Below are 379 nucleotides of genomic sequence, written 5' to 3'. Positions count from 1 at the left end.
GGGCGGTCGCCGAGCAGATCGGCCGGGTGTCGGAACTCGTCGCGGACTTCCCGGAGATCGCCGAGGTGGACCTCAATCCGGTGATCGCCACACCGGGCGGCGCGGTCGCCGCCGACATCCGGGTGATCCTGGCGACCGAGATGCCGAAGGAGCGCCGCCAGTACACGCGCGAGGAGATCCTCGCCTCCATGCGGCGGCTGATGCAGCCGCGTTCGGTCGCCGTGATCGGCGCCTCGGCCGAGCCGGGCAAGATCGGCAACTCGGTGATGCGCAACCTGGTGGACGGCGGCTTCGCCGGGGAGATCCATCCGGTGAACCCCAAGTCCGATGACATTCTGGGCCGCAAGGCATACAAGAGTGTCACGGACGTCCCCGGTGA

Annotated in this window: 1 protein-coding gene; it reads left to right on the top strand. The window is 68.9% G+C overall.

Translation table 11 applies throughout. The annotated features are described in order from the left end of the window. Nucleotides 1-379: CoA-binding protein (locus J0695_RS41970; RefSeq protein ID WP_206970050.1), on the top strand; the 379-nt coding region annotated here is incomplete at both ends.

Origin of the sequence: Streptomyces beijiangensis, from assembly GCF_017315755.1 — a bacterium.
Lineage (GTDB): Bacteria > Actinomycetota > Actinomycetes > Streptomycetales > Streptomycetaceae > Streptomyces > Streptomyces beijiangensis.
This window is presented reverse-complemented; position numbering and strand designations above follow the sequence as displayed.